Origin of the sequence: Ligilactobacillus salivarius (assembly GCF_035231985.1) — a bacterium.
Lineage (GTDB): Bacteria > Bacillota > Bacilli > Lactobacillales > Lactobacillaceae > Ligilactobacillus > Ligilactobacillus salivarius.
The window spans coordinates 392,547-417,993 of sequence record NZ_CP117983.1 but is presented as its reverse complement, the minus strand read 5'-3'; the positions used below and the strand labels follow the sequence as shown (position 1 = coordinate 417,993).

Genomic DNA, 25,447 nt, shown 5'->3' with positions numbered 1-25,447 from the left:
TCTATTTCTTTATTTCAATAGCTGTATTTGTATTAACAACTTCTGAACCAACTGGTACTTTTACATCAAATTCCTTAAATAAATCTGAATGTGTAAAGGTCATTAATACTGTATCATCTAAACCAGCTTTCTTAATTGCTGGATCCCAGAATTCAAGAATTTGTTGACCTTTCTTGACATGTTGTCCTTCTCTGACATATGTTACAAAACCTGTACCCTTCATAGAAACAGTACCAATACCTACGTGAATTAGAACTGGAATTCCGTTATCAGAAACCAAACCAATAGCGTGACGAGTTGCAAAGACTGTCTTAACTTCAGCATCAAATGGGGCATATACTTTACCATCTGTAGGTTTAATTGCAATACCTTGTCCCATCTTACCCGTTGAAAATACTTCATCAGGTACATCTTTCATAGCAATAACTTTACCTGCTACTGGAACCATTGCAGTTAATTTGTCAGACTTAATTAACTTATCGTTTTCTGCATTAGATTGATCAAATTGATCGCCCCAAGTCTTTTCAAGTTCTGCAACGATTTCTGCATGTCGCTCTTCAGTTAAAGTAATCTTCTTCCAGAAAACAAACATCCCAATTAAAATGAAGATTGCTGGAACACCAAACATCATAAATTTGAAGACCATTTGTTGATGCATAGTGATAGAAGCAGCAGTTGCACCAGTAGTCATTCCTGCTAAAACAGCAATTTGTCCTACAACACCGTTAGAAACAGCTCCACCGAACTTATCAACTAAAGGACGAACTGATAAAGCAAGTGATTCGTCACGATGCCCTAACTTCCATTGACCATATTCAACGGAGTCAGTAATAATCATTAAAATAACTAAGAAAACAATTGGTTGAGGAATGTAGAATAATTCAGCGGCAATCAATACAAGCAATAAACTCTTGCCAGCGACAGTGAATAAACCAATTCCAATTAACATAGTTACTAAACACCAAATAAATAATGGCTTACGATTTAATTTATCTGCTAATTTAGGGAAGGCACTTACAGCAAAAATACCTACAAACATGTTTATAAATTGTAGTAGACTGAAACCTTTTGGATTCCCCATAATATATTGGAAGTAGTAAAGTTCTAGAGCATTTACTAAGTTAACTCCTACACCATATAGTAAGTAAGCCAAAGCTACCCACATTAATTGGTCATTCTTAACTAACATCTTGAAAACTGCACTTACACCAGCTGTATCTTCTTTATTTTCACGTAATTTATTGTCAACTTCACGTGTTCCAATACCAACTGCTAATGCTGTTACAAAAGCAACTGCAGCTACAATAAAGCCAAACCAGAACCAACCCCTGTCATCACCTGTTCCTCCATTACTTTGAAGGGAGAAGAATAATACAAGAGGCATAACAACAACACCAACTAAGGAACCACCGATTGAAGAACCGATACGAGCAAACGTAGCTGTCTTTTCACGTTCTCTTGAATCAAATGATAGCGCTGGCAACATAGACCAGAAACCGACGTCTTTAAATGAATAGAATATATCCATTGCAATATAAAGAAATGCAAAAATTACTAAATATAACCATGGATGTGTTTTAGTTAAACCACCCATATTTGAGAATAATGCCAATAAAGCAATTGATGAAACAGTACCACCAATTACTACCCAAGGACGAAAGTGTCCCCAGCGTGTCTTGGTACGGTCGATAGCGTTACCAATAAATGGATCAATTAATAATTCAACAATACGTAAAACCATGATAATCAATGTAACAGCACTAACTAAATGGTTATTTAACGTTTTATCCCCTGTATCAAACAAATGAGATGTAATAAAATTAATTAAATATGTAGACATCGCTGCATAAAACACATCGTTACCAAAGGCACCAAAGGTATATGCAATACGAGAAGTAATCTTCTCACTTTTACTTTGTGAATTTCTTATTTCCATATAACGAAATCCCCTTTACTATTTTTTACAACTTTATAGTAAACGATTTCAACGATTAAGTCAATAATATTTAGTAAATTTTCAGGGTATTTTTTATTATTTTTTACTAAAGTTATTTTAGTGACATCATATATATTTACCACCTGTTCTTTTGTATCAAAAAAGTCTCATACTTCATAAGAAATAAGAGACTCTATTTTGTTAAATTGTTGGTTCAATTGTAAATGATACTGTCAAATCTTTATTTGATGGAATCCAAAATTGTTTTTGTACAGGTGCACCCCAAGAATCATCTCCACCTACACCCATTTGAGCAGCTAATAATCTTACCCAAGTATAATGAGGATTACTCAATTCTTCTTGATGCATTGCTTGTTCTATTTCATATTCGCTATATGGAAGTACTGAACTTTCGAAAGTATCACCGTTCGCCACAAATCTTAACCCTTCTCCATATACATCAGTTACTTCCAACCATCTAGTACCACGATGATTCCCTGTTTCTTGTGGTACTAAATATGGAGCTAAATTAGTATCAGCATCACCTTCATATATGCCTAGTTTTACCCCATTATCTCGATCGATATAGTTTTCATCTGGACCTAATCCGTAGAATTTATACTGATTGTATTTACGTTTTAATTTTAACTCATAACCATATGCAGGTAATGATGGTAGTCCGTCAACTCCAAAATATTTAGCAGTTACTTTTACTTTTCCATCTGGTGTAACTGTATAACTTATTACGTTATATACTTCTTTAGCTAATGGCAATTTCCATTTAAATGAAACAGTTATCTCACTTAATTCTTCCTTTACATTAACATCAACTAATTTTTGATATAAACCTGCTTGCAACCATACCCCACGATCGAAACCATGCTTAACACCACGATCATTATCAGTCATCGCTCTCCAAAATGTTGTTTTAGGTGTACGTGTAATATACTCTTTACCATTATAAGCCAAAGATACTATTCCACCTTCAGCTCTAGAAAGTAGCACACTAAACCCATCACCATTTATACCAATATTAACATCACCATGCACAACATTTAATTTCCCAGATACTATTTCATTATCCTTAGACGATACTTTAGTTACTAACTGTCCGAATGATAATTCATGTCTTTCATTTGCCCAAGCAACGCTCTCTTTTAGACAAACATTTACTTCAAAAATATATTCTCCTGGGATTTTTTCAATGTTTGGCCAATCAATGACTTCTTCTTGTTTTGTTTGTGGTAAAACGTTAAATGAATAATCTTTCTGCCATATTTTTTGACCATCACGTTTTACAATAGTTTCAAAAATATATGCACTTGTGTCAATGAAGAGATTGTCATTCTTTATAATTACTCCTTCTTCAGTAACTTTCACTTTAACATTAGCATACAATTGCTTAACTTCAGCAGCTTTAGGAGACGGTGTACGATCTGCAAAAACAATACCGTCTCCAGAAAATTCATAATCAGTTGCCCTCTCATCAAAATCTCCACCATAACCTAAAACTTTTTCGCCAAAGTCATCAGTTTTTAACATTGCTTGATCAACATAGTCCCATATGAAACCACCTTGATATTGTGGATATTTATCTTCTAAATCTGTATATAACTTCATACCACCTGTGGAATTTCCCATCGAATGCATATATTCACAAGATATATATGGTTTTGAAGGATTTCCTTGCAAATACTCTTCGATTTCTTGAGGTTTAGCGTACATTCTACTTTCCATGTCAGTTGCTTCCTCAAAATCACGATTCCAAGTTACACCTTCATAATGTACTAAACGTGAATCATCTACTTTATGGAAGAAATCATGCATTTTTACGATATCATCACCAGCATAGGATTCATTACCACATGACCATATAATTACAGATGCATGATTCTTATCACGCTGAAACATTGAATTTGCCCTATCTAAGACATTATCTAACCATTCTTCTTTGCTTCCAGGCACATTCCAAGATGGTTCACATTCACCCAATTTTTGCCATGAACCATGACTTTCTAAGTTAGTTTCATCAATAACATAAATACCGTATTCATCACATAGTTCATACCATCGTGTTTGATTAGGATAATGTGAAGTTCTTACAGCATTAATATTATTTTGTTTGAAAAACTTAATATCATGTAGCATTACATCCTCAGAAATTGCTCTACCATGGAGATAGTCAAATTCATGACGGTTAACCCCTTTAAAAACAATTCGCTTCCCATTGATTAGCATGATTCCGTCTTTCATTTCAAATCTACGGAAACCTATTTTTTGAGTTGCTACTTCGATTACTTCTCTATTCTTTACCAATGTAATCTTCAAACCGTAGAGATAAGGCGTTTCAGCACTCCATTTTTTTATATTTTCCAGTTTTATGTCCATAAATGTTTTCTCACGTGCTTTTTCTTTTCGAGACCAAACTACTTGATCTTCATCATATAACTCTACATTAATTTCTGTATTTTCTAGATTTCCTTCTAACTTAGTATCTAATAGCAAAATTCCATCCTTATAGCTATCATCTAAAGTAGTTTTTGCAAATATATCACGCACATGAACCTCTGGAATTGCATAAAGGAATACATCACGGAAAATTCCAGAAAATCTGAACATATCTTGATCTTCTATCCAACTTGCTGATGAACGTTTATATACTTCAACTGCTAACCTATTTTCTGAATCTTCTCTAATAAAGTCAGTAAGTTCAAAATCATGAGGTGTAAATGAATCTTCACTATAGCCAATAAATTTTCCATTTAACCAAAGATACATCGCAGTTTCAACGCCCTGAAACGAGATAAAGATACGCTTATTCTTTAAAGATTTATCTACTGTAAATGTCTTAACATAGCTTCCAACTGGATTATATTTTCTTGAAATATATGGTGGTCGTAGTTCATCTAATCCATCCCATGGATATTGTGTATTGATATACTGCAAATGATCATATCCCTGAGTTTGAATGTGACCAGGAACCTTTATCGTATCAAACCCACTATCGTTAAAATCTTCTTTATAGAATTTTTTTACTCTTAAATCTGGATTTTGTGCATAAGAAAACTTCCATAATCCATTCAAACTTTGTTTTAAACTTGTTTCCTTATTTTGATATTCTTCTTGACTAGCATAAAATTTATGACTTGAATAAGCCTCCAAACGATTTATTGCAAAAACATCGGGTTTCTCTAGCCAACTTAACTTTGCTTTTGTATTTTCCATTACTATCAACCTTTCTAAGAAAATGCTTACATTGTTGATTATAACTCATAGTTTTTATATAACCAACCTATTTTTACTAAAATATTAGTAAATTTAATAAAAATTTTACTTAGAAAGTGTCTTTGTCTTTATAAAAATAAAAAGCCATTAGAAATTTTTCTAATGACTTAGTTATTATTATAATTTAGCTGTTAATTTAACATCTGGATATTTATCCATAAACCATCTTTCAGCGAATTCATTTTCGAATAAGAATAATGGCATACCAGCTCTATCCTTAACTAGAAGATTTCGTGAACTAGACATCTTTTCATCTAATTGTTCTGGATCAATCCAACGTGCAATCTTATGTCCCATTGGAGTCATAACAACTTCAGAGTTATATTCATTTGCCATTCTAAATTGGAACACTTCAAATTGAAGTTGTCCTACAGCACCTAAAATATAATCTCCAGTACTGTAACTTTGATAAAGCTGAACTGCACCTTCTTGTACTAATTGTTGAATTCCCTTATGGAAAGATTTTTGTTTCATAACATTCTTGGCAGTCACACGCATAAATAATTCTGGTGTAAATTGTGGCAATTTTTCGAATTTAACAGCTTTTTTACCTGTATAAATTGAATCTCCAATTTGGAAGTTACCAGTATCATATAAACCAATAATATCCCCAGCAACAGCGGTTTCCAATGTTTCACGTGTATCAGCCATAAATTGAGTTGAATTAGATAATCTTAGTTTCTTGCCTGTTCTTTCTAGGAACACATCCATTCCTCTATCAAATTCACCGGAACAGATTCTAACAAAAGCAATACGGTCACGATGATTTGGATTCATGTTGGCTTGAATCTTGAAGATAAATCCAGAGAAATCTTTTCTATCTGGCTCTACTTCTGAACCATCTTCTGTTTTATGTGCTGCAGGCTTTGGAGCGTATTTTAAGTATGCATCTAAGAATGTCTTAACACCAAAGTTTGTCAGTGCAGATCCGAAAAATACTGGTGTCAATTCACCTTTAGCGATTTTTTCTTCATCAAATTCACTACCTGCACCTTCAATAAGTTCTATTTCTTCTAAAACTTGTTTGTAGATACTTTCATCTTTTAATGGGTTATCTCCTTTTATTTCACCATTATCGTCTAATTCTAAAAAGGCTTGACCTTCATCTTCAGAACGGTACAATTCAATGCGATGATTATAAATGTCATATAACCCCTTCAAACCTTTACCCATACCAATTGGCCAGTTCATAGCATAGGATTCAATTCCCAAAACATCTTCCAATTCAGCTGTTAAATCTAATGGTTCTCTACCATCGCGGTCCAATTTATTAATAAAAGTAAAAATTGGAATACCTCTCATACGACAAACTTGGAATAATTTCTTTGTTTGTGGTTCAATACCCTTAGCTGAGTCAATAACCATGACAGCTGAGTCAACCGCCATCAAAGTACGATATGTATCTTCGGAAAAATCTTCGTGCCCAGGTGTATCAAGAATGTTGACTCTTTTCCCAGCATAGTCAAATTGCATTACCGAACTTGTTACAGAAATTCCACGTTTCTTTTCAATTTCCATCCAGTCAGACTTAGCAAAATTTCCACTTTTTTTAGCTTTAACAGTTCCTGCTTTTCTTACAACTCCACCAAAAAGTAATAATTGTTCAGTTATCGTAGTCTTACCAGCATCCGGGTGAGAAATAATCGCAAATGTACGACGATTATTAACTGATTCTTCTAATTGTTTTTTATCCATTTTAAACCTCTCTAATTAATTCTTTTCAAATACCATTTTCTATACTACATAAGAAAAGAGCAGGTTTCAACACCTACCCCTTATATTTCTAATTACTATTTGGAACTCTAATAGTTTGCCCAGCCGTTAATGAGTTACTTGTCCCCATATCATTCAAATCTTGAATAGCTTGTGCTGTCGTTCCATATTGGCTAGCTAACGTTGCTAAAGTATCACCATCATTAACTGTCACTTCCTGTGAGTTTGATAACATAGAAGCTTTACTTTCACTGGCAGCACTCTCACTAGCTTTTCTAGCACTTTCACTTGCAGCGGCAGCACTTGAGGCTGCTGCTTCACTTGCGCGTTTACTTTCTGCTAAACTTTGCTCTTTCTTTGAACTCTCAATCTTACTTTGCTTGCTTGCTTCCTCAGCTTTAGAGATAGATACTGATTTGCTATAGCGTTTCTTAGCTTCAACTTTTTTACTAGATTCCACTTGTCTGTTTTTTGTTTCATGGTGTGAATGCAACACCTTACCTACACCTAGTAATAAGATTAGAACTAGTACAACACCTACAACTCTAACTAATCCCTTATTACCTTTTTTCTTTTTATGTCCTTTAACATTCTTATTCAGATTGTTATTTTTTACTTCTTTCTCTGCTTCAGATATTACTGGGTCTTGGCGATGATTGTGATAAAATGCTTTTTTCATTCTAGGTTCATCGCGTCTAGTATATCCATGCTCAAATTGTTCAACTTTGAACTCATTATACACTTTAGTAATATCAAAATTTTCTTGTTCTATTTGCTTTTCTTTTAAGTATTTATTTTTTTCAGGTAATGTTAGACCATTATACCAATCATTTTGATACTGGAATTTACTCATTACAATTTGAGTAGGACCTAATTCTTTTACTTCACCAAAGTCTAACCACATCGAACGTTCACATAGAGTTTCTAATACTAAACCAGTCGTAGCTGTAATAATAAAAGATACTCCATGATCTTTTAAATCTTGAATTTTTCGAATAACTTTTTCAAAGAATGCTCTTTCTAACGATGCAAATACTTCATCCAACAAAACTACTTCAGGTTTGTTAAATAAAGCTATCGATAATGCTAGTCTAGACAACATTCCTGTTGAGTATTCTGATACTGGTCGATATACCCATTGCCCGATCTCAGTAAAATCAATAATCGCCTTAACTACATGATCAGCTTCAATTTCATCATCGTATGCTTGGTCTACTTGTTTTTTTATATTTTCAAGTCCTGTTAACTGAAAATTAATAGAATTTGTCATTGATGCTAAATATATATGGGACTTTGTTGATATAAATCCTGTAGTAGGTTCTTCTAGCCCTGCTAATATTTTTAGTAACAAGGCTTTTCCAGAACCATTCCTCCCAATCAAACCTATCGCTTCGCCTTCAGTTACGCTAAAAGTGATCCCTCGTAAAGACCAAAAATTATTTTCTGATTTTTTATTCTTATCGCTTAAAAGCGGACTTTTTTTAGTTAAATACTTTATACTTATCTTTTCCATGTCCACTACTCACCTTTTATTTTAATAATAACTATTATCATTATACCTGTAATTTTTGATTATTAAAATACTCTAGTTTTTTATCGTTAACTTATATAAAAAAGGTAGCCTCAATCAGACTACCTCAAAAAATAATTATTTAATTTCTTCTTTTCCTTCGCGTTGCATCAATAAACTAATTTCATCTTTAATATCTTTACCATTATAAAGAACATTATAGATAGCTTCAGTAATTGGCATTTCAATATTTTTTTGTTGAGCTAATTCATAGGCTGCTTTACAAGTATTGATACCTTCAATAACCATGCCCATATCTTGAATAACTTCATCAAGTGCCTTACCCTTACCTAGTTGATTACCTGCACGCCAGTTTCTTGAATGAACACTAGTACATGTAACGATTAGATCACCTACACCTGATAAACCGATAAATGTTAGTGGATCAGCACCAAAAGCAACACCTAATCTACTAATTTCAGCCAAACCACGTGTCATTAAAGCGGCTTTAGCGTCATCACCATAACCTAAACCATGCAAAGCACCTGCACCAATCGCAATAACATTCTTAAATGCTGCTCCTGTTTCAACACCTATTACATCTTTATTTGTATAAATTCTTAAATAATCATTCATAAATAAAGATTGTACCTTCTTAGCTGAATCTAAGTTTTCACAAGCTGCCGTAATTAAAGTAATATCTTTACGTGCTACTTCTTCAGCATGACTTGGTCCAGATAAGACTACTACATCTTTACGATATTCACTTGGAATTTCTTCTTCTATTACTTCAGAAATTCGTTTGTGAGAACCTAATTCAAGCCCTTTACTTGCATGAATAATTAATGGCTTTTGTCCTAGTTCTTTTAAAACTTCAACTAATTGTTGAGCAACTAGTCTTATTACTTTAGTAGGTACTACGAATAAAACTGCTGAAGCTCCATCAACTGCCTCTTTAAGATTTGTTGTAGCCTTAATTGTTTCTGAATACTTGTGTCCTGGTATGTAATGTTCATTAGTATGGTTTTCATTTAATTCTTTGGCTTGTGATTCTTTATTAGTCCACAACCATACTTCGTTTTTATTTTCATCTAAAACACCAGCCAAGATACTTCCCCAAGATCCAGCACCAAGAACTGCAATTTTTTCTGTCATCTCGCTCATCCTTACTTTTTAGAGTTCTACTCTTATATGTTATCACTAATCATTAATAGTTTCAGATAAATCTTAATATTTTAATTATTTTTCAATTTTTGCTTCATCTGAAGATTCATTCTCTAAAATAATAACTTCCCTTACATGTTTAACAATTACCTTGATGATTGCATAAAATGGTATACATAAGATAATACCTAGTAACCCAGCAATTTTTCCAGCTACCAACAACAATAAGATAATTGTTAGAGGATGGATATCGACTGATTTTCCGATAACATTTGGATATATCAGATTACCATCAATTTGCTGTACGATAATGCAGACTATTATTGCCATTACTGCAGTGTTAAAAGAATCAGTTAAGGATAGGATCAAAGCTGGAACTAATCCAATATAAGGACCGATATATGGAATAATATTAGTTGCCCCAGCAAATATTCCTGTCAATAAGGCATAAGGTACACCGGCAAGTCCATAACCAATAGCTGTACAAATACCAACAAAAATACATTCAATTGCTTGCCCACTAATGTATTTTGATAAAGTATTGCTCATATCTTGTAACATTGCTTCAACTTGAGCAGTACGTTTACGCGGTACAAACTTTAAAATACTAGGCATTAATTTATAACCATCTTTTAACATATAAAATAACATAAATGGAACAGTTAAAACTGTAACTGTGATATTAGTTATTGCGGAGATAATACTTCCTAAACTGTTAGTTAATGACTTCATAAATTTAGCTATCATCTCACTACCGGATCCTTCAAAACGGTTTAAGTAAGATTGCAAATCAATATCTTTCAACCAACTACTTCGACTATCATATTTCAAAAAATGTTGGAAATTCTTCTCCAACTGAGAAACATAGGTTGGAGATTTTGTAATTAAATTTTCTACCTGCACAATAATTTTGGGTAAGAGGAAAGCAATTGACATCGCAATAATCGCAAACACTGCTATAAAAACAATGGCGACTGCTCCAGTTCGATTAATTTTAAATTTCCCAATCTTAACCTTCATTAGTAACTTCACTAATGGTAGTAGCATGTAATACAAAAATCCTGATATGATTACCGGGATAAATAAGGTTGAAAAGAATGCTGCTACTGGTTGAAAAACAAAATTTATCTTCATACAAACCCAAATTAATGTTGCAACAATCAAAATTTCTAACGACCAAAACATCAAATTCTTTTTATTAGGCATAGAAACCTCCTCAAAAAACTATTGCTAAATAAGAGAGAGGCTGTGATATAACATCGCAACCTCTTTTTACTCCTTAGAATATATTACATTACAGCGGTAATTCACTGTTGACGCGACAATTCTAAATAACGGTTATACCAAATTTCAACATATTCTTTTGAAAATGGACCTTTACCATTATTTATCCAATCAACTAAAACCCTAACGTTATGTTTCAAAATCTTATCAATGTCTGCCGAATAATGCCACTTATTTCCATGATCCTCATATTCATCGACATCTAGCAAACGTTTTTCACCATTAGGAAAGACTTTGACATCTAAATCATAGTCAATATACTTCAAAGCCTCTTTATCTAATACAGCAGGTGAGGCTAAATTACAATAATATGATACTCCGTTCTCACGAATCATTGTCACAATATTAAACCAATAATGTTTATGAAAATAAACTAAAGCTGGTTCTCTTGTAATCCATCTTCTTCCGTCAGATTCTGTTACTAAAGTATGGTCATTGCAACCAATTAACGCATTCTCACTGGTTTTAAGTACCATTGTATCTCGCCACGTTCGATGTAAACTACCGTCATGCTTATAACTTTTAATAGTTATGAAATCGCCCTCTCGCGGACCAGATATATTCATCATAAGAAAATCCTCCGCTTCTTCATAAACACGAATGTAAATTACACCGATATTCATTGATATTATACCAGATATTTCTCTAAATACACAAAAAGAGCTAATTAATTTACAAAAAATGTATATTATTTAATTACTTTTTACTCAATTTAACAACGGCTTCTACTCTTGCTGTTTGTGGAAACATATCTACTGATTGAATGTACTCAACATTATATATTTTGACCAACTTCACTAAATCTCTAGCTAAAGTTGACGGATTACATGAAACATATACAAATTTATTGGGACGATACTTTAAAATAGTCTCTATCATCTTATCATCCAGTCCAGTTCTTGGAGGATCAACTACCAAATCATCTGGCACAAAATTATTTTTAGTCCATTTGGCAAAAAGATCTTCTGCCTTCCCTACTTCGTAATGAATATTCTTTCTACCTGATAATTCTGCATTTTTCTTAGCATCTTCTATTGCTTCAGGAATAATATCCATTCCTCTTACTTCTTTGGCGTCTGGTGAAACAAATAAACCAATTGTCCCTACTCCACAATAAGCATCTACTAGTGTTTCATCTTCTTTCAAATCCAATGCTTTTTTTACTTCTGTATATAATACTTCAGTTTGACTAGGATTTAATTGGAAAAATGAACGTGCAGATAATTCAAACTTTATATCTCCTAATTGTTCTAGTAATCTATCCGTTCCAGCTAACTTAAAGGTTTCTTCACCCCAAACCAAGGAAGAACGGCTTGGATTAATATTTTGCATGACTGATACGATTTGTGGATATGCTGACATAATTTCGTTTACAACCTGATTTAAGTTAGCACAATTATTTCTTGCCGTTACAAATACTACTTGAACTTGTTCTGTCTTTAGCGTTTGTCTGATTACAACCGTTTTTAAGATTCCAGAATTTCTTCTTTCATCATAAATTGAAATATTCCATTTTTCTAATAGCTTAACTATCTTTCTCATTATTTCCATTGTTAATGGCATTTGAGTTTTAAAAGTTGGTAAATCTACTAAGATATGGCTATTAGGTTTGTATAATCCGGCAATTACCTTATTTCCCTTAACTTTTCTTACTTGAAATTGGGCTTTATTTCGATACTCATAAGGTACTTCCATCCCTAAGGTTGGACGTAATTCCATATTTTCATAATTGGTTGGTTTGAATTTTTCTAAAGATTGACGAATAACATCCGTTTTAAATTCTAACTGCTTGCTATACGCTAAATGTTCAAGCTCTATCCCGCCAACATCATAATTATCAACAGGTTCTACCCTATCAGGACTTGCTTTTCTAATTTTCTTTATTTTCGCATTTAAATACTTAGGATGAACTTTAGTTACTTCAGCCAAAATTACTTCACCAGGAAGTGCTTGCGGAACAAATGTTATCTTACGCTTAAAGTATCCAATTCCTTCACCATTTATTCCTAGTCTTTTAATTGTTAAAGGAAACTTCTGTCCAACTTTTATTTTTATATCATTCTTTACCTTTTGCATGAATAATCTTAACCTCTCGAATTTTTCTCTGATTTATTATAACATGATAACAGTAAATATTAGTTGATTTAGGAAGGTTGATTGTGTGGTTAAGAAAATAACGATGATTCAAACTCAAAAAAAAGTTGGACGTTTCAATATTTATATTAATAATAAATATGCATTTCCAGTTAGTGAAAGTGTCCTAATTAAGTATCGTTTACATAAAGGACAAGAACTTGACGAAAATTTAATAGAAGAAATTAAATTAGCTGATGACATTTCTAAGGGCTATAATGCTGCTTTAAATTATCTATCCTATCAACTCCGTACTAGAAAAGAAGTCGAAGATAAATTACGCTCTCTTGATATTCATGAAGATTATATTCCTGAAATTATCAACAAGCTTATTGATCTGGATTTAATTAATGATAAAAATTACGCTGAAAGTTATGTTAGAACTATGATGAATACTTCTGACAAGGGACCTAAAGTTATTAAACTTAATCTCTTAAAAAAAGGAGTTGATGATAATATAGCTGAAGATGCTTTAATTCTTTACACTGACAAGTTACAAGTAGAAAAAGGTGTCACTTTAGCTGAAAAACTAGCTAATCGCTATAATCATGATTCATATCGTAATAAACAAAATAAAATCAAACAATCATTACTAACAAAGGGATTTTCATATGATATTATCGATACAATCATTCAAGAATTAGATTTAATTTTCGATGATGATACAGAACGTGAGATTTTATTGGAAAAAGCCAATAAACTTTGGTCACGTTATGACAATTTAGATATTAAGAAGAGAAAATTTAAGATTCAACAAGCTCTTTTTAAGCAAGGATTTTCTTTTAGCGATATTACATCAGCTTTAGATGAAATAGAAGATACTAACATATAATTATGTAAAAAAATATACATCATTATATTTTGATATATGCTATATTCTTCTCTAAAGGAGGATGTGGCGTGAATTTAAATTTAGATAATATTCTTTTAGAGAACTTCAAAGAACAACCTAGCGATGATAATTTTAACAAACTATTTCAAAAATATACTCCCCTTGTTTTTAAATTAATAAATAGTTATCATTTTACTTTTTACGAACGAGACGATTTAATTCAAGAAGCTAAAATTGTTTGTTATTCCTCAGCCTTACGGTATAGGTTGCCATCTAATATTACTTTTGGATATTATTTTCAGATTAATCTTCGCAATAAATATAATTCCCTCTACCGACTAGAACATGCCTATAAGCGTAAATCCGAAAAGGAATCAACCTCCTACGAACAATTGTCTTCTAACTTAAAAGAAGTCGTCATTGGTTCTGATTATAAAAATCACGCTCCTGATAAGAATATTCTGGTGAAAGAAGCTATTCAGGCATTTCTTCACTCTTTAGATGAAAAAAATTGTCGCTTATTTAGAGATATAATTTCTGGTAAAGTTCAAAAGAAGGATATTTTACAAGACTCCAAATTACGTTATCGCTATTATAAGCTTAAAAATCAATATAAAAATAATGTATTTGATATTTTTTTCAAGTAAAAAGCATCTGCTTTATTAATCATAACTAGATTAATAATAAGTAGATGCTTTTTTACTATCCTAATTTTCCTACAATTTCTAATTTTTCTAATGTTGACTTACCATGTGGTGCTTTGACGATTCTATCCGAAACATCATTTCCAGCATTATTTCCATGATGAGTCCCACCTTGCCAAGCAGCAACGTTAGTAACATCATAAACAACACCATCAACTGCAATATATGCTTTGCGACCTTCCTTACCATCATAATTCTTTAACTCATCTAAAGTGAAAATTTTTTCTGTCATATTAAACGCTTCCTTCCTTTATATTTCTATGTTTATATTATCATAGATATGATTTTTAGTATTGGAAAAAGACTAAATTTTCTTTTTGTTATACTATATTTTTTCTAGTCCAATTAAATTTTTTACTATATAATAGCTTTATGTGTATTTGGAGGAAAATATGATTGAAAAAAAATATTTCTTTATTATCAATCCTATCGCTGGCAATGGTCGTGGACTAGCAGCATGGAAAAAAATAAGAAAGACATTACAAGAACAAGGTATTTCTTATACTCATAAATATACTTTTCCAAACCAAGAATCTAATCAAGAAATGATTTTAAACACTGTTGATAAAAATCATATAATTGTTGTACTTGGTGGAGATGGAACAATTAATGAAATTCTAAATATTTTAATTGATTGTCATCTACAAAATCCTTTAAGCTACATTGCCTGTGGTTCTGGAAATGATTTTGCTAGAGCAATTTCACTTCCTTCTAACCCTCTTAAAGCTTGGGAATATATTCATCATCAAGCTACTATTAAAAAAATTTGTGTTGGAAAAGTTAAAATAAACGATACAGAACGCTACTTTTTAAATAATGTTGGTATTGGCTTTGATGCTAGAATTGTTTATTCAGCTAATCATTCTAAATTAAAAATGTTGTTGAATAAAATCCATTTAGGAGCTTTAGTATATGCATCCTTTTTCTTAAAAGCACTTATTATTCAAAAATTTTTTCCTACATTGTTTAAAAATGATGGAACCTCTGTCCAGAAATATAAAAAAACTTTTTTATGCACGATAACTAATCACCCTTTCTTTGGCGGTGGAGTTAAATTAGTTCCTAAAGCTAGTGTTTTTAACCAAAGTATCGATGCAATTATTTTAGAGAAAAGTACTAAATTAGGCTTTTTAATTAATTTTCTTCGTACAATCTTACCATTAAAAAATCCTAGTAATAGTAAAAATTGGCATCATCAATATGGTAAAGAGTTTAAAATAACTATCAACTCTCATCAGCCTATTCATATTGACGGTGAAGCAAGTATTATCGACTTAGATACTGTTTCTTTTGATACAATTACTTTTCCATTCCTAGCTTAAAATCCCTTATATCATGGTAGTTTTTTCTCCATAATATAAGGGATTTTATTATTTAACTAAATAAACTTGATCTTTAATAAAATCAAATGGCTTATGATGTTGATTCAAGTTAACTGGTCTTTCAAGATGAGCCTCTTTCCAAAAAGCTTTCGAGTTTGTAGCACCCTGTTTTTCTCCAAGTACTATCAAATTTCCCTTCCATTTTTTCTGACGTAAATAATGCAAAATTTGCATGTCTATGTCAGTACCGTCTGGACACCATTCTATAATAATATTGGAAACATTATTCAAATACTTCTTCACTGCCTCTAAAGCGTCCAATTGCTCTACCTTAGTCCAAGGATTAGGATGTTCATTATCTTGATGACGCCAATCTAAATTGTCAGTACAAATAATATTTTTCAAAAATTTTCCCAACATTGCATTTCCAGCCATTACCATTAAAGTTAATTCATTGCCTAAAAACTTCTCTAAATCCTGTAACCACTCTTGCGAATATATATGCCAGATTCCATATTCTTCAATTATATATTCTCTAAAATCTAGTAAATGACTCTCTAGTTCCATAATATTTGGGAATTCTGTTAAATGTTCTAAAATCTCTGTTTCCGTAAATTCTAAATTAGGCAACGATTTAGTTGGAATATTACCTTTCTTATAACAGTTATCCGCTTCAAGTAAAGCAGTTATTTTCTTTTTAGCTATTGGTAATTTATCGAATTCCACTAAATAGTTTTTCAAATTTTGAATATATTCTTCTTCCATCACATCTAACCTCTTATATGCCGTTTACTTTTCTTTAACCAATATAACCCAACTTTTGCTATAATAAAATAGAAATACGCTAGAAATGGGGTTTACTCATGATAAGAGATATAAATCACGATGTTAAAATTCTTTCTAAAAAAAGTACACCTGCTTCAAAAAATGATATAGCAATCGTTCAAGATTTAGTTGATACTTTAACCTATCATCGTGATCATTGTGTTGGCATGGCCGCTAACATGATTGGTAAAAATAAATGTATTATTGCGTGTCAATTCGGTCCTTTAATTGTTGCTATGATTAATCCAGTAATAACTAAAAAATCTCAAAAATATTCTACTTCTGAGGGTTGTCTTTCTTTAACTGGTGAACGTGAAACCACTCGTTTTAATAAGATTGAAGTTAGCTACTTGAACCAATCTTTTCAAAAAGTTCATGCTACTTTTGAAAGCTTTAATGCACAGATTATCCAACACGAAATAGATCACTGTAATGGTATCTTAATTTAGGGGGAGACTTACTTTGGTAAACAAACAACATATTAAAATTTTTTCTCATAATGATTTAGATGGTTTTGGTGCTCCAGTTTTACTTAAAACACTTCAACCATACTTATTTAAAAATGCTACCTTTGACCTAACTACTTGTTCAGCTGGAAATTTAGATAGAGAGTTATCTTACTGGTTTCGTCAACCTTCATTACACCAATATACCGATATTTTCATCGCTGACATGACACCTGATAGTGACTACTCATTCCAACAACTTGAACAACATTTTCCAAATCATTGGTTAATTTTTGATCACCATGAGAGTAAAGAAAAACTTCGCCAAAAATATCGTCAAAACTGTATTATACCTACTAATACAGATATTAATCCTAGCGCAACAAGTTTAGTCTGGGATTGGGTAAGTCAAAATGTTAATTTCAGTAATATTCCTAGTAAACGTCAAAATGACTTACATTACTTAGTAGAACTTATCCGCGCTTATGATACATGGGATTGGAAAAATGATCCTAACATGGACAGTGCTACACGTTTAGCTGCTGATGAATTAAACCAATTATTCTGGTTCTATCCATTAAGTCGTTCAGAAATGTTTGTCACTGAAGTCTTTGGGACTAGTTGGGAACAATACCGTCAAAACAACAGTCTTTTGATTAATACCTTGAATGGTAGAAGACAACGTTATTTAGATAAACACCTCAAAAGTGTGCTTACCTTTGAACTTGATGGCCACAGTTTTGGAATTGTTTATGCTAGTGATTATAAGTCTGAAATTGCTCATGCTTTATTAAAGAATCATCCAGTCGATGCCGCACTAGTAATAGACAATCGCAGTATTTCCTTACGTAGTAACGGTAAGTTAGATGTTGCTTCCTTCTCTGAAAAATATTTTAATGGTGGTGGCCACTCAGATTCAGCTGGTGGCACCTTAGAATTCAATCCTGTTGAAACGGGAGAACAAGCTGTAATTGATGCTTTAAAACACCAATTTGAAATCAATAAAAAACTAGAGAAGCAAGAAAAAGAAGAAAGTAGCAGTACTTTCGCTGATAATCTTGATCCTGAAATGGCTGCTAAATTGGCTAGTCTATTTAATAATAATTAAGTAAAGAATGTGATTATTTGATAACATTAGGTCTAACAACTTGGAATGAACATCCTGCTTTGATTCACAATGAAGATCGTCCGGTTACACTTTCCGAATATTCTGCTTACTTTCCAACAGTAGAATTAGATACATTTTTCTATGGCATTCCTAGAATTTCCACTGTTGAAAATTGGCAGGCTCAAGTTCCTGAATCTTTTCAATTTGTTGTCAAAGCTAACAAAGTTCTAACCTTACATGAACAAAGTGATATTCAGCACATTAATTTAACTTTTCATAACTTTCTGGAGAGTTTACAACCTTTAATAGACAAAAATCAATTAAAAACTGTACTATTTCAATTTCCGCCGTACTTTACTTTAAACAAGAAAAGTACTAATTATTTACGTTATTTAAGGCAGAAATTGCCAAATATTTCTATTTCTCTGGAATTTAGACATAAAAGTTGGTATAACGATACTAAAAAATTAGTTAATTTTTGTCGAGAATTAGGTTTTACTTTAGTTATTGCTGATGAACCATCTCGTCTAGACTCTTCGGTTCCTTTTCTCCCAGTTATAACTAATCCTGATCTAACATTTTTCAGATTACATGGGCGTAACATTGAAGGTTGGGAAAATCCCGGAAAAAATTGGCGTGCCAAACGTACATTGTATCGCTATTCTGATGATGAGTTGTTGGAACTTAAACAAGTAATTCAAAAATTACAGAGCGATACTAAAGAAATTTGTGTAATCTTTAATAATAATTCTGGTAAAGATGCTGCTCCTAATGCCTTAAAATTACAAGAGTTTCTAAATATTACTTTTGATAATTTGGGACCAAAACCACCTGAACAACTTAATTTCTTTTAAAATAAATAAGAGGATGATTAACCATAAAAGATTAATCATCCTCATTTTTTATGTATAGAGGCCAACCCCACACTGATTTTCAGTGCGTTATTGACTCTCTGCATTAATTTTTCATCTATATGTGTTACTTTATCTTTTAATCTTTGCTTATCAATCGTTCGTAACTGTTCTAGTAATACTACTGAATCTTTTTCCAAACCAACCTCTTTAGCAACTAATCCTATATGTGTAGGCATTTTTGGCTTTGAGATTTTTGAAGTTATTGCAGCAATTATTACTGTAGGACTAAATTTATTACCAATATTATTTTGAATAATTAATACTGGCCTAACTCCCCCTTGTTCCGAACCAACTACAGGTGATAAATCAGCAAAAAAGATATCCCCACGTTTCACCTCAAAATCACTCATATCATCGACTCCACTCTATTCTTTTAACTCATCTGCATGATCTGAAGAACACTCACAATTCCAAAATTCACCACAAATTTCTTGATTTAAAGCTCCCATTTCCATATAACCAGCTATCAGTTGTTCCAAGCTAGTCTGGTTTTCTTGGATGTGATTCATCAAACTATCATCATTTACAACTTCATTGCTGTCAACAGAATAAAAACTACAATATTCTACAAAATTCTTATCTTTAATAATAGCTTTTACACTTTTCTTAATCATAAAAATTACCTCGCCTTACATTATAATTAAGATATTCTTTTACCTACTACTTGTAAATTCTTGGAACTCTCTCCGTTATATTACACATAATTTCATAATGAATTGTATCGGCATAGTTAGCCACATCTTGAGCTGTAATAACTTTACCATTATTTTCTCCAATTAAAGTTACTTTTGTACCAAGATCATACTTTTTAGGTAGTCTAACCATAAATTGATCCATACAAACTCTACCGACAATTTCACAATATTGACCATCAATCAAAACTTTAAAACCTTGCATTCTTCTTAACCAACCATCAGCATAACCAATTGGCACAGTTCCAATCCATTCTGATTGAGAACTAGTATAGGTAGCACCATAACCAATGGATGAACCAGCTTCTACTTCTTTAACTGCTACTAATTCACTTTCCAAACTTAATGCTGGCTCTAAATTCCAAGTTTCATCAATCACATCGCCAGAAGGATTTAATCCATACATTGAAATTCCCATTCTTACTAGATTTCCTTCAAAATTTGGATGCCATAGAGCTGTAGCTGAGTTAGCTTGATGAATATATTTTGGTTTCTTTTTCAATACTCCCACTAACTCATCAAACTTTTGAGATTGCTTTTCAAAATATGCTGGGTCCTTACTATCAGCAGTTGAAAAATGTGTAAATACTCCTTCACACTTTAATTGATCAGAATGTTTTTCAATAAAATCAACAGCTTCTTTCAAATCTTCAGTATTTCTAAAGCCAATTCTTCCCATACCTGTGTCTAATGCTAGGTGGATCTTTAAGCTTTGTTTTTCTTCTTGAAGTAGCTTTTGAGCTTCAGTCAAAAATTCTAAAGTCCCTACAGCCACAGACAAATCATGTTTAGCCATACAAACTGCTTCACTCGCTGGATTTACACCTAAGATCAAAATCGGATCTTTTATTCCACTTTCTCGTAAAGCTATTCCCTCATCAATAATAGCCACACAAAAGCCGTTAGCTCCTGCTTCTTTAGCAGCTTTGGCTACAGGAATCATTCCGTGCCCATAAGCATTTGCTTTAACTACTGCAAATAAAGATTGACCATCCTTTAATTTTGAAATTTGGGTTGCTACATTATGCTTAATTGCTTCTAGGCTAATTATAGCACGCGTATTGCGATGTCTTCCAATTACCATTCCTACACTTCTTCTCTCTTACTTTTGCTTAATTAAGAATTTTTTTATCTTAGTCTGCCATGTTAATTTTTCTAATATCACTTCTGTAACTACATATTCACCAGAGTGAGAAATCGAAATCTTGGCTTGCAATTTATTATCTCCAGGGAATTTTATAATTTCTGGTCTTCCAGTTTGACTATCATTTAAAATCTCAATATCTTGAAAACCAACCTTTTTTCCAATTCCAGTTCCATATGCCTTACTAAATGCTTCTTTAGCAGAAAACCGACCGGCTAAAAATTCATACTTTCGATTTCCTTTATATTTTTCAAATATAGCTAACTCATTTACAGTTAGTATACGTTTAGCAAAACTCTCACGCTTCTCTTGCGCTTTTTGAATTTTCCTTATTTCTTGTATATCTATTCCATTTCCATAAATCATAGTTATCGTTAGCTCACCCCTCAGAATATCACACCTATTTTACCAAATCATCTAAGAAGTTGCACCAATTTATTGTAAACAAAAACTGATATATACTTTTTACCAGTATACATCAGTTCTTAAACTTAATTAAGCTTTCTTTGTTCTAATAGTAAATCTATTTTTTTTGCCACTTCTGCGCTTATTATCACGATTATTTCTATCGTGCTTATTAAATCTCTTACTACGCTTAAAGTTATCATTACCGCGACGATAATTTCCGTTACGACGACCTTTTTTACGGCGAGGCAGTGGTTTTTCTGGTGTAATCTTAACAGGAACGTCAGAAGCATCCTTCTTAGTCATATTATTCAAAAAGGCTGCTACTACTTCAACTGCATCATATTGTTCCAATAGTGCTTGTGCTTGTGCTTCATAGCGTTCTGTATCTGTATCAGCTATTAAATCTTTAATATCATCTAAAGCACTTGAAACTTGTCCAATAAATGCTTCATCTTGAGTTGGTGGCTTCAATGGATCCATGCGTTTCTTAGTTAATTTCTCGATAACACGTAGGTAATCCATTTCGTTAGGTGTAACAAATGTTACGGAAGTTCCATGGTGTCCTGCACGACCAGTTCTACCAATACGGTGAACATAACTTTCCGGATCTTGTGGAATATCATAGTTGTAAACATGAGTAACTCCTGAGATGTCTAAACCACGGGCTGCGACATCAGTTGCTACTAAGATATCCAAATCTCCATTTTTAAACTTACGTAATACGTTCATACGACGTTGTTGAGTCAAATCACCATGAATGCCAGCTGCATTGTAACCACGTGCTTCTAAACCTCGAGAAAGTTCATCAACACGACGCTTAGTTCTACCAAAAACGATTGTTAATTCAGGAGCTTGAACATCAATCAATCTAGTCATAATATCGAATTTTTCGAATTCTTTTGTCTTCACAAAATATTGATCAACTAAATCTGTTGTTAACTCTTTAGCTTTGATTTTTACAATTTGTGGATTAACCATAAATTTTTCGCCAATCTTCAAGATTTCTTTAGGCATAGTTGCTGAGAATAATAAAGTTTGACGTTCAGCTGGTACTGCTTGGATAATCTTTTCAATATCATCCAAGAATCCCATGTCTAGCATTTCATCAGCTTCATCTAAAATCAAATGTTTAACATGAGCCAAGTTAATTGTTCCTCTTTGAATATGATCAAGTAATCGTCCTGGTGTTCCTACTAAAATATGTGGTGTGTGTTGTTCAAGTTGCTTAATTTGACGTCTAATGTCAGCTCCGCCATACACAACTTGGACCTTAGCTTTTTTTTCTTTTCCTAAATGAAAAAGTTCTTCTTGTGTTTGAATTGCTAATTCACGAGTTGGTGAGATTATTACTGCTTGAATTTGTCTCAAATCCAAATCTAATTGTTGTAATACTGGCAAACCAAAGGCTGCAGTTTTACCGGTACCTGTCTGTGCTTGTCCAATTACATCATTACCAGCTAAAACAAGTGGTATTGTTTCTGCTTGAATAGGAGTAGCTTCTTCAAAACCACTTCTCTTTACAGCCTTTAACAAACTTTTATCTAATCCTAATTCGCCAAATTTCAAAATTCTTCCTCCTAAAAACAATAGAAACCGAAATGGTCTTGCGCGTCATAACCATTCATTCGGCTTCTATTAACGTTCAGCCATTATTAAGGCTTCTTTCTCATCATAAATTTACTCTAGATTGGCATTCAATGCTTAAATTAATTCACTTACAACGTTTTCCAAATGAATTCCGTGACTAGCTTTTAATAAAACAATATCATCAGGCATTAATTCATTTTTTAAATCAGAAGTTAAAGTTAGTAAATCATCTTTTTGATAGTGATGAATTTGAGTTTCATCAAATTTCTCTCTTAATTTTTCAGCTAAATATCCCATAAGTTCTCCACATAGATAGACACTGTCTATTCTATCAGGATTAATAGCTTGGGCTAAATCACTGTGCATTTCAGCAGCTTTCTCACCTAATTCAAGCATATCACCTAGAACAATAATTCTCTTTCCTTCAGTTGGAACTTGTTCAAAAGCGTATAAAACTTCTTTAACTGCTGTTGGATTTGAATTATATACATCGCTCAAAATCTTTGCACCATTTTTAGCTTCTAACCATTCTGTTCGATTGGCTGTTAAATCAAATGATGCTAAAGCTTTTTGCATCTTATCTACTGGTATATGATAAATATTACCCACACTTAAAGCTGCTAAAGCATTGAAAACATTATATGCACCAATCATATTGATCGTGAAATCTACTTCAGGCCAAGTTGCTACTTTAAAACTTGTCTTAGTAGCATCACTAACAATATCCATTGCACGCATATCATTATTATCAAGGCTACCAAAGGTTAGTACTTCTTGACTAACTTCTTTAGCTTTCGTAGTCAATAATGGTTCGTCACCATTAATTACCAATTCTCCATCTTCTTTTAAACCATGTGTAATTTCCATCTTAGCGTCAGCAATATGATCTCTTGTTCCAAAGAATTCTATATGCGCTTCACCAATCATAGTAATTACTGCAACATCAGGTTCAGCTAATTTACTCAAAAAATCCAATTGACCATAACGATCCATACCCATTTCTACTACTAGAACTTCTGTATTAGGTTCCATACTTAAGATTGTCATAGGTACTCCAATTTCATTATTGAAATTAGCAAAAGTCTTATGAACATTGAACTGTGTAGCCAACACTGCTGCTGTCATATCTTTTGTTGTAGTTTTTCCGTTACTTCCTGTAATAGCTACTACTTTAGGATTAATTTTCATTAAATAATGCTTACCTAATTGTTGTAGAGCAACTAAAGTATCAGAAACAGGTAATACTGCAATACTATCTGGGATATTTTCAGAATGATCTTCTTGCCATAGTGTAGCAACTGCCCCACCATTGATTGCAGCTTCTACATACTTATGACCATCATTTTCAGCCACCAAAGGAATAAACAAAGCACCAGACTCGATTTTACGGCTATCGAAGCAAACACTTGTAATTGAAATATCTTCCCATTCTTCTTTAGCTTCGATATTGAGTGCTCGTGCTACTTCGGCTAATTGCATTTTCATGCTCAAACCTCTCCCTTTCAATATTATCAATTTGCAGGTATATTTAACCTCTTAATCATTATAATTATAGTAATCTACCAATTTAGAGTTCTAAATCATTGTAACATATTAACCAGAGTAATGCTTTAGATTTATCATCAATCTTTCAAAGTATTTTCAAAAATTTTCAAGACTTGTGGATTTTTCATAATATCAAAATATATTTCTTCAAATACGCCCTCGAACTCTGATCTATCTAGGACTTGCTTAAATATTTTTGCTACCATCTGTGGATCGTTTCCAAATGCACCACAACCAAAAGCACCTAATATTAAAACTTTAGTTTCATGATTTTTGAAAACACGCAAAGTTGCTAAAACTTTATTATATATATCTTCAGCAATCTTTTCTGCCGGTAAAACTTTATTATTTTCTCGCATTGAAGTTACATCAGGTGCTGCCACAGATACAACATCAGCAAACTTTCCTTTCAAGATTTGGTCTTCTTTTTCATCGCGAATAAATTTAATATCACTAGCATAAATTAAATATGGACTAAATAAAAAATCATTGGGGTTTTGAATATTATGATAATAATATGTCCTGCGGTACTTCTTTAACTCTGGGTATAGAAAACTATTTCGGCAAATTGTTTGTTCTTGCGCATTTACACCATATTGAAAATTTCCGCCAATTGTAACCGGACTTGCAAAACTCATTACTCCTAGTTTCTTATCTTCAGGAACCTTAAAAATTCTATAAAGTAAATTTTCATCCTTTACCACTATCTTAGTTTCATATTGATTTAATGTTTCCGTTTCTACAGGTAATTCTGTAATTAATTCCGAAGATTGTGGTAGTTGTCGCATTTCTACTTGATATATATTCATCGTTTTATGCGCTAATAATTGTAATCTCTCTTTATTCATCATTTCACCCCTCTATTTTTTAATCTAATTTTAATTTTATCATATAA

General features: G+C 32.4%; 23 protein-coding genes. 6 read left to right on the top strand and 17 right to left on the bottom strand.

Annotated features, from left to right (window positions below):
• Position 1: 1 nt before the first annotated feature.
• The 8 genes from PTA89_RS01715 to rlmD all read right to left on the bottom strand — a co-directional run bounded on the left by PTA89_RS01715 (position 2) and on the right by rlmD (position 12,968).
• The gene (locus PTA89_RS01715; protein WP_324177297.1) at positions 2-1,936 is read right to left on the bottom strand and encodes a PTS sugar transporter subunit IIA; all 1,935 of its coding nucleotides are present in this window, start codon (positions 1,934-1,936) and stop codon (positions 2-4) included.
• Between the two features lie 201 nt (positions 1,937-2,137).
• Entirely contained in the window at positions 2,138-5,161 is a 3,024-nt protein-coding gene (locus PTA89_RS01710) for a glycoside hydrolase family 2 TIM barrel-domain containing protein (RefSeq protein WP_324177296.1), read from the bottom strand.
• 177 nt (positions 5,162-5,338) lie between these two features.
• Positions 5,339-6,916 carry a peptide chain release factor 3 gene (locus PTA89_RS01705; protein ID WP_003704258.1) on the bottom strand — a complete coding sequence of 526 codons (1,578 nt, stop codon included), beginning with the start codon at positions 6,914-6,916 and terminating at the stop codon, positions 5,339-5,341.
• 88 nt (positions 6,917-7,004) lie between these two features.
• On the bottom strand, positions 7,005-8,447 hold the full coding sequence (locus PTA89_RS01700) for an ATP-binding cassette domain-containing protein (RefSeq protein WP_003699545.1): 1,443 nt from the start codon (positions 8,445-8,447) through the stop codon (positions 7,005-7,007).
• Positions 8,448-8,582: 135 nt separating this feature from the next.
• Complete coding sequence (locus PTA89_RS01695; RefSeq protein ID WP_003704207.1) at positions 8,583-9,599, bottom strand: NAD(P)H-dependent glycerol-3-phosphate dehydrogenase; 1,017 nt, start codon at positions 9,597-9,599, stop codon at positions 8,583-8,585.
• Between the two features lie 84 nt (positions 9,600-9,683).
• Complete coding sequence (locus PTA89_RS01690; RefSeq protein ID WP_003704251.1) at positions 9,684-10,814, bottom strand: AI-2E family transporter; 1,131 nt, start codon at positions 10,812-10,814, stop codon at positions 9,684-9,686.
• Between the two features lie 101 nt (positions 10,815-10,915).
• Complete coding sequence (gene ntdP, locus PTA89_RS01685; protein ID WP_003710725.1) at positions 10,916-11,461, bottom strand: nucleoside tri-diphosphate phosphatase; 546 nt, start codon at positions 11,459-11,461, stop codon at positions 10,916-10,918.
• A 127-nt stretch (positions 11,462-11,588) separates the two neighbouring features.
• Positions 11,589-12,968 carry a 23S rRNA (uracil(1939)-C(5))-methyltransferase RlmD gene (rlmD, locus tag PTA89_RS01680; RefSeq protein ID WP_324177295.1) on the bottom strand — a complete coding sequence of 460 codons (1,380 nt, stop codon included), beginning with the start codon at positions 12,966-12,968 and terminating at the stop codon, positions 11,589-11,591.
• Between the two features lie 85 nt (positions 12,969-13,053).
• Between rlmD and recX the strand changes: the two genes are divergently transcribed.
• Both recX and PTA89_RS01670 read left to right on the top strand, forming a co-directional pair.
• Positions 13,054-13,857 carry a recombination regulator RecX gene (gene recX, locus PTA89_RS01675; RefSeq protein WP_324177294.1) on the top strand — a complete coding sequence of 268 codons (804 nt, stop codon included), beginning with the start codon at positions 13,054-13,056 and terminating at the stop codon, positions 13,855-13,857.
• A 68-nt stretch (positions 13,858-13,925) separates the two neighbouring features.
• On the top strand, positions 13,926-14,504 hold the full coding sequence (locus tag PTA89_RS01670; RefSeq protein WP_003705743.1) for a sigma-70 RNA polymerase sigma factor region 4 domain-containing protein: 579 nt from the start codon (positions 13,926-13,928) through the stop codon (positions 14,502-14,504).
• Positions 14,505-14,559: 55 nt separating this feature from the next.
• Here the strand turns inward: PTA89_RS01670 and PTA89_RS01665 are convergent, their stop codons facing one another.
• Positions 14,560-14,793 carry a cytochrome b5 domain-containing protein gene (locus tag PTA89_RS01665; RefSeq protein WP_003699572.1) on the bottom strand — a complete coding sequence of 78 codons (234 nt, stop codon included), beginning with the start codon at positions 14,791-14,793 and terminating at the stop codon, positions 14,560-14,562.
• A gap of 160 nt (positions 14,794-14,953) precedes the next feature.
• Between PTA89_RS01665 and PTA89_RS01660 the strand changes: the two genes are divergently transcribed.
• A complete protein-coding gene (locus tag PTA89_RS01660; protein ID WP_324177293.1) occupies positions 14,954-15,883 on the top strand; it encodes a diacylglycerol/lipid kinase family protein in 930 nt (309 codons plus the stop codon).
• 48 nt (positions 15,884-15,931) lie between these two features.
• On the opposite strand, the gene PTA89_RS01655 is transcribed toward PTA89_RS01660, so the two are convergent.
• Positions 15,932-16,648 (bottom strand): SAM-dependent methyltransferase, encoded by a 717-nt coding sequence (locus PTA89_RS01655; RefSeq protein WP_193524705.1) that lies wholly within the window; start codon positions 16,646-16,648, stop codon positions 15,932-15,934.
• Positions 16,649-16,746: 98 nt separating this feature from the next.
• Between PTA89_RS01655 and PTA89_RS01650 the strand changes: the two genes are divergently transcribed.
• Genes PTA89_RS01650 through PTA89_RS01640 form a run of 3 tightly spaced genes read left to right on the top strand, consistent with a single transcriptional unit; the run spans position 16,747 to position 19,116 of the window.
• Entirely contained in the window at positions 16,747-17,157 is a 411-nt protein-coding gene (locus PTA89_RS01650) for a peptide deformylase (protein WP_324177292.1), read from the top strand.
• A gap of 13 nt (positions 17,158-17,170) precedes the next feature.
• The gene (locus PTA89_RS01645) at positions 17,171-18,262 is read left to right on the top strand and encodes a phosphoesterase (RefSeq protein WP_324177291.1); all 1,092 of its coding nucleotides are present in this window, start codon (positions 17,171-17,173) and stop codon (positions 18,260-18,262) included.
• 17 nt (positions 18,263-18,279) lie between these two features.
• A complete protein-coding gene (locus tag PTA89_RS01640) occupies positions 18,280-19,116 on the top strand; it encodes a DUF72 domain-containing protein (protein ID WP_069468639.1) in 837 nt (278 codons plus the stop codon).
• A gap of 41 nt (positions 19,117-19,157) precedes the next feature.
• Here PTA89_RS01640 and PTA89_RS01635 read toward each other — a convergent pair whose 3' ends face one another.
• The 7 genes from PTA89_RS01635 to PTA89_RS01605 form a co-directional block, all read right to left on the bottom strand.
• Positions 19,158-19,526 carry a type II toxin-antitoxin system PemK/MazF family toxin gene (locus tag PTA89_RS01635; protein ID WP_003699581.1) on the bottom strand — a complete coding sequence of 123 codons (369 nt, stop codon included), beginning with the start codon at positions 19,524-19,526 and terminating at the stop codon, positions 19,158-19,160.
• A gap of 15 nt (positions 19,527-19,541) precedes the next feature.
• Positions 19,542-19,790: a hypothetical protein gene (locus PTA89_RS01630; protein ID WP_003699582.1), complete on the bottom strand. Its 249-nt coding sequence runs from the start codon at positions 19,788-19,790 to the stop codon at positions 19,542-19,544.
• A gap of 46 nt (positions 19,791-19,836) precedes the next feature.
• Complete coding sequence (gene alr, locus PTA89_RS01625; RefSeq protein WP_003699584.1) at positions 19,837-20,952, bottom strand: alanine racemase; 1,116 nt, start codon at positions 20,950-20,952, stop codon at positions 19,837-19,839.
• 18 nt (positions 20,953-20,970) lie between these two features.
• Positions 20,971-21,378 carry a holo-ACP synthase gene (gene acpS, locus PTA89_RS01620; RefSeq protein ID WP_283473643.1) on the bottom strand — a complete coding sequence of 136 codons (408 nt, stop codon included), beginning with the start codon at positions 21,376-21,378 and terminating at the stop codon, positions 20,971-20,973.
• Positions 21,379-21,507: 129 nt separating this feature from the next.
• Positions 21,508-22,986: a DEAD/DEAH box helicase gene (locus PTA89_RS01615; protein WP_324177290.1), complete on the bottom strand. Its 1,479-nt coding sequence runs from the start codon at positions 22,984-22,986 to the stop codon at positions 21,508-21,510.
• Between the two features lie 135 nt (positions 22,987-23,121).
• Positions 23,122-24,492, bottom strand: coding sequence for a UDP-N-acetylmuramoyl-tripeptide--D-alanyl-D-alanine ligase (locus PTA89_RS01610; RefSeq protein WP_003699588.1), 1,371 nt, complete (start codon positions 24,490-24,492; stop codon positions 23,122-23,124).
• A 137-nt stretch (positions 24,493-24,629) separates the two neighbouring features.
• Positions 24,630-25,403: a TIGR02452 family protein gene (locus PTA89_RS01605; protein ID WP_324177289.1), complete on the bottom strand. Its 774-nt coding sequence runs from the start codon at positions 25,401-25,403 to the stop codon at positions 24,630-24,632.
• Positions 25,404-25,447: the final 44 nt, after the last annotated feature.